Annotated in this window: 10 protein-coding genes; 5 read left to right on the top strand and 5 right to left on the bottom strand. The window is 56.8% G+C overall.

The genetic code is table 11. The features are described from left to right. From RI563_RS00650 to dnaA, 5 genes are all read right to left on the bottom strand, one after another. On the bottom strand, positions 1-278 hold a 278-nt coding region (locus RI563_RS00650), incomplete at its 3' end, for a hypothetical protein (RefSeq protein WP_310692384.1). A gap of 182 nt (positions 279-460) precedes the next feature. Next, complete coding sequence (gene gyrB, locus RI563_RS00645; RefSeq protein ID WP_310692383.1) at positions 461-2,881, bottom strand: DNA topoisomerase (ATP-hydrolyzing) subunit B; 2,421 nt, start codon at positions 2,879-2,881, stop codon at positions 461-463. 26 nt (positions 2,882-2,907) lie between these two features. Next, complete coding sequence (gene recF, locus RI563_RS00640; RefSeq protein WP_310692382.1) at positions 2,908-3,984, bottom strand: DNA replication/repair protein RecF; 1,077 nt, start codon at positions 3,982-3,984, stop codon at positions 2,908-2,910. Positions 3,985-3,994: 10 nt separating this feature from the next. Further along, positions 3,995-5,095 (bottom strand): DNA polymerase III subunit beta, encoded by a 1,101-nt coding sequence (dnaN, locus tag RI563_RS00635; RefSeq protein ID WP_310692381.1) that lies wholly within the window; start codon positions 5,093-5,095, stop codon positions 3,995-3,997. A 224-nt stretch (positions 5,096-5,319) separates the two neighbouring features. Further along, the gene (dnaA, locus tag RI563_RS00630; RefSeq protein WP_310692380.1) at positions 5,320-6,714 is read right to left on the bottom strand and encodes a chromosomal replication initiator protein DnaA; all 1,395 of its coding nucleotides are present in this window, start codon (positions 6,712-6,714) and stop codon (positions 5,320-5,322) included. 246 nt (positions 6,715-6,960) lie between these two features. On the opposite strand from dnaA, the gene rpmH reads away from it, so the two are divergent. The 5 genes from rpmH to mnmE form a co-directional block, all read left to right on the top strand. Continuing rightward, the gene (rpmH, locus tag RI563_RS00625; protein WP_310692379.1) at positions 6,961-7,095 is read left to right on the top strand and encodes a 50S ribosomal protein L34; all 135 of its coding nucleotides are present in this window, start codon (positions 6,961-6,963) and stop codon (positions 7,093-7,095) included. Positions 7,096-7,109: 14 nt separating this feature from the next. Next, on the top strand, positions 7,110-7,469 hold the full coding sequence (gene rnpA / locus RI563_RS00620) for a ribonuclease P protein component (RefSeq protein WP_310692378.1): 360 nt from the start codon (positions 7,110-7,112) through the stop codon (positions 7,467-7,469). After that, a complete protein-coding gene (yidD, locus tag RI563_RS00615) occupies positions 7,454-7,675 on the top strand; it encodes a membrane protein insertion efficiency factor YidD (RefSeq protein WP_310692377.1) in 222 nt (73 codons plus the stop codon). The genes rnpA and yidD overlap by 16 nt, the downstream gene beginning before the upstream one ends. Continuing rightward, the gene (gene yidC, locus RI563_RS00610; protein ID WP_310692376.1) at positions 7,676-9,379 is read left to right on the top strand and encodes a membrane protein insertase YidC; all 1,704 of its coding nucleotides are present in this window, start codon (positions 7,676-7,678) and stop codon (positions 9,377-9,379) included. A gap of 39 nt (positions 9,380-9,418) precedes the next feature. Beyond that, positions 9,419-10,620 (top strand): tRNA uridine-5-carboxymethylaminomethyl(34) synthesis GTPase MnmE (gene mnmE, locus RI563_RS00605; protein WP_310692375.1); only part of this gene is annotated, 1,202 nt, incomplete at its 3' end.

Below are 10,620 nucleotides of genomic sequence, written 5' to 3'. Positions count from 1 at the left end.
CTGTTATTTTCCAGGCCGCGCAGATACAGCTCCACATAAAACGGGTGTAACACTTCCGGCAAGGCATCGGTGATCCGGCGTCCCCGTCTCCAGTCGGTACTGATCACCGGCTCCCCCTGGTTATACCGGGCAAATCGAAACCAGGCGGGGTTCATGTAGGCCAGGGTGAGATCCGGCCATAAACCGTAAACGGTACCCGGATGCTGTTCCAGCAAGGCGATCGAAAAATGCTGCGCAAGCAGTTGCCGAAAACCGGGATCGCAATGCAGTTCAGACATGTTTCATCAGTCAGATTCAGACAGCCGGCAACCTAATCAAATATCAGGGATAATCTGCCGGGTCGGCAGATTGGTGCTCTCTGCTCGACTGTACTCCGGCTGTTGTCGCAGCTCAATGCAACATGGCCGGATGCAAAACAGGTCTACTGCACGAATAGATAACCCGCCCCGCGAGTGCGGGATCAGACGTCGAGATTATTGGCGTTCAGGGCATTGGTTTCGATGAAATCGCGACGCGGTTCAACCTGATCACCCATCAGGGTCGTGAAGATCTCGTCGGCCGCAATCGCATCCTCGATCTGTACCTGCAAGAGGCGACGGGATTCGGGATCCAGGGTGGTCTCCCAGAGCTGGTCGGGATTCATTTCCCCGAGGCCTTTGTAGCGCTGGATGTGTTGGCCGCGTTTGGCCTCTTCCATTAACCATTCCATGGCCTGGCGGAACGCAGTAATCGGTTGCTGTTTTTCGCCGCGTTGAATATACGCGCCGTCTTCCAGCAAGCCGTCCAGTTGCTCGCCCAGGGTTCGAATCGCCTTGTATTCACCCATTTCAAAAAATTCGCGCGTAAACACATAGTCGCTACTGATGCCGTGACGAATGGCGGTAACCGTTACCTGCCAGCTGCCACTTTCATTTTCATCGCTTTTGAAATGGAACTGGAACTGTTTATTGGTACTGTCGTCATTGGCCAGCCGCTGCTGCAACTCGGTAAACCACTGCTGCATGGCCTCGTTATCCAGCAATTGCTCATCCTGCAATCCGGGCATGTAGATCATTTTCTCCAGCACGATCACCGGATAGCGACGGCTCAGGCGCCGAATCGTATCGTTGACCAGCATATGCTGGCGGGCCAGCTCTTCCAGCGCCTCGACACTGAGGGGCGGGGCGCTATCGTTCACATGCAGTTCGGCACTGTCCAGCGCGGTCTGCAACAGATGGGCGTTGAGTTCCGGGTCATCCTTGAGATAGCGCTCCTGTTTGCCTTTTTTGATTTTGTACAGCGGCGGCTGGGCAATATAGATATAGCCATGCTCGATCAGCTCGGGCATCTGACGATAGAAAAAGGTCAGTAACAGGGTCCGGATATGCGAACCATCCACGTCGGCATCGGTCATGATAATGATGCGGTGATAACGTAACTTGTTGATATCGAACTCTTCTTTTCCGATACCGCAACCCAGGGCGGTGATCAGGGTGCCGACTTCCACCGAGGAAAGCATCTTGTCGAAACGGGCTTTTTCCACGTTCAGGATCTTGCCTTTGAGTGGCAGGATCGCCTGGGCGCGGCGATCCCGGCCCTGCTTGGCCGAGCCCCCGGCCGAATCCCCTTCCACCAGGAACAGCTCGGAGAGACTGGGATCCTTTTCCTGACAATCGGCCAGCTTGCCCGGCAAGCCGGCCACATCCAGCGCGCCCTTGCGGCGGGTCATTTCGCGCGCCTTGCGCGCGGCCTCGCGGGCGCGTGCCGCATCCAGAATCTTGGAGGCGATCCCCTTGGCATCATTGGGATGCTCGAGCAGGTAATCGCTGAATTTCTCACCCATTACCGATTCGACGACCCCTTTGACTTCCGAGGAAACCAGTTTGTCCTTGGTCTGGGAGGAGAACTTGGGATCAGGGACCTTCACCGATAATACGGCGCAGAGCCCTTCGCGCGCATCGTCGCCGCTGGGGTTGACCTTGGCTTTTTTAGCAAGTCCTTGATTTTCAATATAGTTATTCAGCGTCCGGGTGAGGGCGGTACGAAAACCCGACATGTGGGTGCCACCGTCTCGCTGCGGAATGTTGTTGGTAAAGCAGTAGATATTCTCCTGATAGGAGTCATTCCACTGCATCGCCAGCTCGACCCAGATGTCGTCTTTTTCAATATTCAGATAGAAAACATTTTCGTGCAGCGGGGTCTTCTTGCGATTGAGATGTTCAACGAAGGCCTTGATGCCCCCTTCGTATTCGAACACATCCTGTTTGTCCGGTTCCCGCTCGTCGGTCAGCACAATGCGCACGCCGGAGTTCAGGAAAGAGAGTTCGCGCAGACGCTTGGCCAGGATATCGTAGTGAAATTCGGTATCGGTAAAAATTTCGGTGCTGGGTTTGAAACGGATTTCGGTTCCGGTCTGTTCGGTTTCGCCCAGCGGCTTGAGCGGGTACTGGGGTTCGCCCAGCTGGTATTCCTGCTGGTAGACCTTGTTGTCCCGCCGGATCGTCAGCTTGAGCTGTTCAGAAAGCGCATTAACCACGGAGACTCCCACCCCGTGCAGGCCACCGGAGACCTTGTAGGAATTGTCATCGAATTTGCCGCCCGCGTGCAGTACGGTCATGATCACTTCCGCCGCGGATCGGCCTTCTTCTTCGTGCAGATCGGTCGGGATCCCGCGGCCATCATCCCGTACCGAGACGGAGCCGTCGCTGTGAATGGTGACCTCGATACTCTTGCAGTGACCGGCCAGGGCTTCGTCGATGGCGTTGTCCACCACCTCAAATACCATATGGTGCAGCCCGGTCCCGTCATCCGTATCACCGATATACATGCCGGGACGTTTGCGGACCGCATCGAGTCCTTTGAGGACCTTGATATTCGAGGAATCGTAATTTTGTTCGCTCATGGGCGGGATCTCCAGTCAGGTCGGCATTATACCACTTCTCGAACCACGCCGTGTTCCACGTGAAACATTTTGATCATTTCCTGTTCGGCCGGCTGAAGCAGCCCGGCTTCGGTGGCAGTGACAAATAACTGCGCACCGGATTCCACCAGCAAGCCCAGCAAGCGGGCCCGTCGTTCCGGATCCAACTCTGCCGGCAGATCATCCACCAGCAACACCGGGATCTGTTCCCGCACCGCGCGGAACTGGGCAATCTGGGCCAGGCGCATAGCGCTGGCCAGTAATTTCTGCTGCCCCCGGGAAAAATGGTTCTGCACCGCCTGGTGATCCTGACGGATGCTCAGATCCGCCCGGTGGGGCCCGCTCTGGGTAAATCCCTGCTGGCGATCCCGTTCGAAGCCCCGCGTCAGGGCAGCGCGCAGATCCAGTTCCTGATTCCAGCCCGGCTGGTAGTCACAGCTCGGGACGGATCCCAGCAATGCCTGGCTGTAACGCTCCAGCCAGGGTTGCAGGGCCGTCAGGTACTCGCGGCGCAACTGGGTGAGGCGTTCCCCGTGTTCAATCAACTGGGCATCCCAGTACCGGATCTCTTCCGGCCGGGATCGGGACTTCAACGCCGCATTCCGCTGGCGCAAAACCTTGTGATAGGCCTGCCAGACTGGCAAAAAAGAATGTTCCACGTGGAACACCCCCCAATCGAGAAACTGGCGACGATAGCGGGGTCCCTGTTCCAGAATCCGGTGAATATCCGGATTGATCACCTGGACCGGCAATACCGCCGCCAGGTCGGAGGTTTTGTGGGCGGTCCGCTGGTTGATCCGGATACGGGTCAGATCGCGTCCTTTCTCCAGACCAATGGCAGTGGTCTGTCCACCCTGACCTCGAATACGACCAAAGACGGTCAAAGTGGGTTGATCCCGCTGAATGACATGCTGAATCGAGGTACTGCGAAAGGAGCGGGCCAGGGAGAGGAGGTGGATCGCCTCGAGCAAACTGGTCTTGCCGCTCGCGTTTTCCCCGAAGATCAGATTGATCTGATCGCAGGGGGCCATCTCCACCGCGTCCAGGTTGCGAACCCGGTTGATCGCCAGATGGGTCAGGCTCATCGCGGAATCATTAGAGCCGCATCGGCATGATCACATAGCGGCTGTTGGCGTCGTCATCGCCCTGGATCAAACAGCTGTGGTTGGCGTCGATCATGCCGATGGAGACCTGCTCCGACTTCAGAGCCGAGAGGGCATCGAGAAAATAGCTCACATTGAAACCAATCTCGAATTCCTCCCCCTGATAGCTGACTTCCACTTCTTCTTCGGCCTCTTCCTGTTCCGGGTTGTGGACCGTGGCCTTGAGTTGATCAGGAGAGAGACTCAGGCGCATGCCCCGGTATTTTTCATTGGAGAGCACCGCGGCGCGATGGAAGGCTTCGTACAGGGGTTGCCGGGCGCAGGAAACGATACGCGGCGGATCTTTTGGAATAACTTGTTGATAATCCGGGAATTTTCCATCTATCAGTTTGGAAGTGAAGCTGATATCCGGCAATTCGACCCGAATGTGATTCTCCCCCAGCTGGATGCGCGCCGTACTGTCGCTGTCGTCCAGCAGGCGCATCAATTCGGTGACACCCTTGCGTGGCAAAATTACCTGGCGCGGTTCGTTCACCGGCAACTCCGCTTCCACTTCGCAGACAGCCAGGCGATGACCGTCGGTAGCAACCGCCCGCAGCCGGTTGTTGGCAAGCTCCAGCATCAGGCCGTTGAGGTAATAACGGACATCCTGCTGGGCCATGGAGAACTGGGTCTGTTCAATCAGTTTTTTCAGCTGCTGCTGGGAGAGGGAAAACTCCAGTGGCGATTCGATGGGATCGATGTTGGGAAATTCCGCCGCCGGCATGGTCGCCAGGGTGAAGCGACTGCGGCCGGAACGAATGACGGCTTTGTCCTGATCAATCTGGACATCCAGCTGGGCGTTATCCGGCAGGGCCCGGCAAATATCGATAAATTTTTTCGCCGGCAGGGTGATATCACCGCTATCCGCGGCATCGACCGGCAGCTGGGCCACCATTTCCACTTCCAGGTCGGTCCCGGTCAGGGTCAGTTTACCGTTATCGATGGAAAACAGGATATTGGAGAGTATCGGCAGGGTCTGCCGACGCTCCACGACACTGCCAACCGATTGGAGCGGACGCAGCAGAGTTTCACGTTCTAGAGTGATCTTCATAAATTAAATACCTGAATATATATCTTCTTATTGTTAGATCTATTAGTCCACCGTAAAACGGTTGATAAGCCGGTTTTCTGCTTGATTATTATAGACTTGTTAAGCATAACAAAGGACAAATAAAGTCTGTATGAAAGTGGTAAAGGCTGTGGATAAATTGTGAGGATGCCGTACCCGGCCAAACAGGGTCAAGTTGAAAACAGGTTGTCCACAGTTTACGGACATCATGTGCTCAGGGTTCTCAACAGGTTCGAGACATCCTCGTTAATGCGTTGATCGCTTTCCTTGAGTTCTTCCACCTTGCGGCATGCATGCAATACCGTGGTGTGGTCGCGGCCGCCAAATGCATCGCCGATCTCCGGCAGACTGTGACTGGTCAGCTCCTTGCACAGGGCCATGGCAACCTGTCGCGGCCGGGTGATGGAGCGGTTGCGCCGTTTGGAATGCAGATCGGCCACCCGGATCTTGAAATATTCGGCGACGGTTTTCTGAATATTGTCGATGGTGACCATTTTGTCCTGAATCGCCAGCAGATCGCGCAGGGCATCCTTGGCAAAGTCCATCGTGATGGGACGGCCGGTGAAATGGGCGTTGGCGATCACCCGGCGCAGCGCCCCTTCGAGCTCGCGGACGTTGGAGCGAATCCGTTTGGCGATGAAAAAGGCCACTTCGCTGGGCATTTCGATCCCGGACAGTTGCGCCTTGCTCATCAAAATCGCCACCCGGGTCTCCAGCTCCGGCGCTTCGATGGCCACCGGCAGTCCCCAGCCGAAACGGGACTTGAGCCGTTCTTCAAGACCATTCACTTCCTTGGGATAGCGATCGCAGGTCATCACGACCTGCTGACCCCCTTCGAGCAGGGAATTGAAGGTATGGAAAAACTCTTCCTGGGAACGCTCCTTGCCGGCGAAAAACTGGATATCGTCGATCAGCAGCGCGTCGACCGAGCGGTAAAAGCGTTTGAAATTGTTAATGGTATTGTGCTGCAGCGCCTTGACCATTTCGGCCACAAACCGTTCGGAATGGAGGTAAATCACGTTGGCCTGCGGTTTATGTTGCAGGATCATGTTGCCAACGGCGTGCATCAGATGGGTCTTGCCCAATCCCACGCCCCCGTAGATCAGTAGCGGGTTATAGGCCTTGCCAGGGTTTTCTCCAACCTGGATGGAGGCCGCCTTGCCCAGCTGGTTGGATTTACCCTCAACAAAATTATCAAAGGTGAAGTTAGGATTGAGGCTGCTGTTACTGCGCGGGGCTGGATTCGCGTCCTGTTTTGCGCTCTGGCTCGCCGCTGGCGTAGCCCGGGCCGGGGCAGGTTGCTCTGTTTCTGTTTGGGGTTCGGTTCCGGGCTCGGGCGCGGCGCTCTCTTCAAACAGCGCCTGGCTGCCGACTTCGGCGACGATTGGGACCGATAATCCCGCAAGATCGCAGGCGATCGCAGCAATTTGCGGCATAAAGTTGCTTTCTATCCGCTCTTTCACGAAGCTGTTGGGAGCCAGCAGTCGCAGGGTATGGGAGTCGTAAACCGCATGCAGCGGCCGTATCCAGGTGTTGAACTGTTGTGGCGTCAGCTCGCCCTGCAGGCGATGCAGGCACTGATCCCATAGTGAATCCGACACGGTTTCCCCCTGAAGCAGAGTAGGTTTGGAATAATTGTGACCCCTGAGAGGGACCCCAAGTCTATACGGATCGAAACGAGTTATCCACAGGAGGCGAACCCTTTTTATTTGCGGGTTATCGGCGGGATTTTACGCCCTGACAGTTGACAGGCAGGCCCGGGCACAGTATTGTTGCCGACCTTTTTCGGGGCAAGTCGACCGGCCAAAATGGTCGATAAAATGATTCGATAAACAATGGTTTAGGTCATGAAACGTACTTTCCAGCCCAGCAATCTGAAACGCAAACGGACGCACGGTTTTCGTGCCCGCATGAAAACCCGTGGTGGTCGCCAGGTCATCAACGCCCGTCGCGCCAAAGGCCGCCACCGCCTGGCAGTCTGATCCGGAGTCGGCGGATGAGCACCGGGCGTTTTGCTCGGCACCAGCGGCTGCTGACCTCATCCGACTTCCGGCATGTTTTTGCCCAGCCCCGGCGCTTCAGTCATCCTCATCTGATGATGCTGGTTCGATCCAATCAAAAACCGTATGCCCGTCTCGGTCTGGCGATCCCCAAACGTCATATCCGGCACGCGGTCGAACGCAATCGCATCAAACGTCAGATCCGCGAATCCTTTCGCACCCGACAGACGAAGCTGGTAGGATGGGATATTGTCGTGATGGCGCGCAGCGGCGCCGCACGCCTGAGCAACCGGGAGTTGCGTGAGGTGCTGGAATCCCACTGGCAGAGGCTGGCAACAGAATGCGCAGACTCCTGATACTATTGATCGGTGGCTATCGCTATCTGATCAGCCCCTTGATGGGCCATCATTGCCGTTTTTATCCCAGTTGTTCCGAGTACGCCCAGACGGCCATCGGCCGCTTCGGTGTGTTTCGCGGCAGCTGGCTGGCGGTCAAACGCATCAGTTGTTGCCACCCCTGGCATGAGGGCGGCATCGACCCGGTACCTGAGAAGAAGAAGTAAATGGAACAACAACGCCCGCTTTTATTTATTGCCCTCGCTATTATCCTGTTCCTGTTGTGGGACGCCTGGCAACGGGACTTCGGTCCACAACCCGCTCCACAGACTACCCAGCAAACCGATCAGGCCGCTGACAGCCGCGCCGATCGCTCCGATGTACCGATGGGTGCCGATGAAAGCGAAACGACCGCACAAAGTGACAGCCGCTCGGCGGATGTGCCATCGGGCGGCGGTGATGGGGGCCGCTTGCTCGAGAGCGATTCGCGTATCGAGGTGGTGACGGATGTCTTTCGTGCCGAGATCGACACCGTGGGTGGGGATCTACGACATGTCGAGCTGCTCGAATACCCGATCAGCAGTGATAAGCCGGATGAACCGGTCGTACTGATGAACGACAGACTGCCGAACCTGTTTGTCAGCCAGTCCGGCTTTACCGCCAAACGTCAGCGGGAAGGTGACGACAGTCTGATCAAGGCGCCGAATCATTACAGCCGTTACCAGGCACAGGCCGATCGTTATCGGTTGCGCGAGGGTCAGGATCAACTGAATGTGGATCTGATCTGGGAAAGTCCCGAGGGCGTTGAGTTTATCAAGACCTACAAGTTCACCCGCGGCGACTATCTCGTGGAGGTGGAGCACACTATAAATAATAAGACCGATCGGCTGTGGCGTGGCAATCTCTATACCCAGTTGCAGCGTACCCAGGTCTCGGAAATCGACACACCCCGGTTCGTTTACACCTACATGGGCGGGGTTATCTACTCGCCGGAAGAAAAGTACGAGAAGATCGACTTTTCCGACATGCAGGACGAGAACCTGGAGCGCACCATAACCGGCGGCTGGGCGGCCATGATTCAGCACTACTTCCTCGGCGCCTGGATTCCACCGGCCGAAGAAGCGCAGACCTTTTATAGCCGTTATATCAAGAACAATACCCGTTATGTCCTGGGAATGAAGTCGGCCAATGAATTGCGCGTGGCCGGCGGAGAACAACAGACCCTGAGCAACCGGTTGTTCGTTGGGCCCAAATTGCAGGATCGTCTGGATGACGTGGCGCCGGGGCTGGAGCTGACGGTCGATTACGGCCTGCTGCATTTTATTTCCAAACCGCTGTTCTGGATCCTCGATTTCATCCATGACTTTGTCGGCAACTGGGGCTGGGCGATCGTGCTTCTGACGATCCTCATCAAACTGGTGTTCTACAAACTCTCCGAAGCCAGTTACAAATCGATGGCCAACATGCGTCGCGTGCAACCGCGTATGAAACAGCTGAAGGAGCGTTACTCCGACGATCGGCAAAAAATGAACCAGGCATTGATGGATCTCTACAAGAAAGAGAAGATCAACCCGCTGGGCGGCTGTCTGCCGATCCTGGTTCAGATTCCGGTGTTTATCGCACTTTACTGGGTATTGCTGGAAAGCGTCGAGATGCGACAGGCGCCCTGGATTCTCTGGGTACAGAACATGTCTGCCCCGGATCCCTATTTTATTCTGCCATTGCTCATGGGCATCACCATGTTCATCCAGCAGAAGCTCAATCCGGCGCCGATGGATCCGATTCAGGCCAAGATCATGATGCTTCTGCCGTTTGTGTTCACGGTGTTCTTTGCTTTCTTCCCGGCCGGGCTGGTGCTCTACTGGGTGGTCAACAACACCCTGTCGATTGCGCAGCAGTACTACATTACCCGCTATGTGGTGAAAGCGTGAGGATGTAAGGTCGCGAAATGGTCAGCTCGTGAAATTGTCATGCAAACATCGGATCGCGACCTGACGACCTCGCCATCTCACACAACAGAGACCATCGCGGCCCTGGCGACCCCGCCGGGGCGCGGTGGTGTGGGGATCATTCGTGTTTCGGGTCCGGCTGCCGCGGGAATTGCCGAAGCGGTGTTGGGCCACCTGCCCAGCCCGCGCCATGCTGAATACCTGCCGTTTTATGATGCCGGGCAACAGGCGATCGATACCGGCCTGGCGCTCTGGTTTCCCCATCCCCATTCGTTTACCGGCGACGATGTGCTGGAATTGCACGGTCACGGCGGCCCGGTGGTAATGGATATGCTGCTGGCGCGAGTCATCGAGCTGGGCGCGCGCCTGGCCCGCCCCGGCGAGTTTTCCGAGCGGGCGTTTATCAATGACAAGCTGGATCTGGCCCAGGCGGAGGCCGTCGCCGATCTGATCGAGGCCGGTTCCGAGCAGGCGGCCCGCTCGGCGCAACGTTCCCTGCAGGGGGTGTTCTCCGACTGGATTCACAGCGTGGTTGAACAGCTGACGGAATTGCGGATCTATGTGGAGGCGGCTATCGATTTTCCCGAGGAGGAGATCGACTTTCTCTCCGACAAACGGGTCACCGATCAACTCGACTGGTTGCAGCGCGAGCTGGACGAGGTGATTAAACAGGCCCATCAGGGCCAGCTGCTGCGTGAAGGCATGCGAATTGTATTGGCTGGCCAGCCCAATACCGGCAAATCGAGTCTGCTCAATGCCCTGGCCGGGCGCGAATCGGCCATCGTTACCCATATCGCCGGTACCACCCGCGATGTGCTGCGCGAGGAGATCAGCATCGATGGCCTGCCCCTGCATATCATCGATACCGCCGGTTTGCGCGAGGGGGGCGATGAAGTGGAGCGGCTCGGGATGGAACGCACCTGGCAGGCCATCGAACAGGCCGACCGGGTCCTGCTGCTGATCGACGATCGCCAGGGTTTTGGTGAAGGCGAGGCCACTATCCTGCAACAACTGCCGGCCCATCTGCCGGTGACCCGGATTCACAACAAGATCGATCTCAGCGGAACATCGCCTCGTGTGCAGGAAGACGCACAGGGCACACAGGTCTATTTGTCGGCGGTGGAAGGGCAGGGCATCGAGCAGTTGCGGGATCATCTCAAGGCCTGCGTCGGCTATACTTCAGCGGGAGAAGGGCTCTTCATGGCCCGGCGCCGGCACGTGGA

It is taken from the genome of Thiohalophilus sp. (genome assembly GCF_031581315.1).
GTDB lineage: Bacteria > Pseudomonadota > Gammaproteobacteria > UBA6429 > Thiohalophilaceae > Thiohalophilus.
The sequence above is the reverse complement of the archived record's forward strand: the minus strand, read 5'-3'. Positions and strand labels throughout refer to the sequence as shown.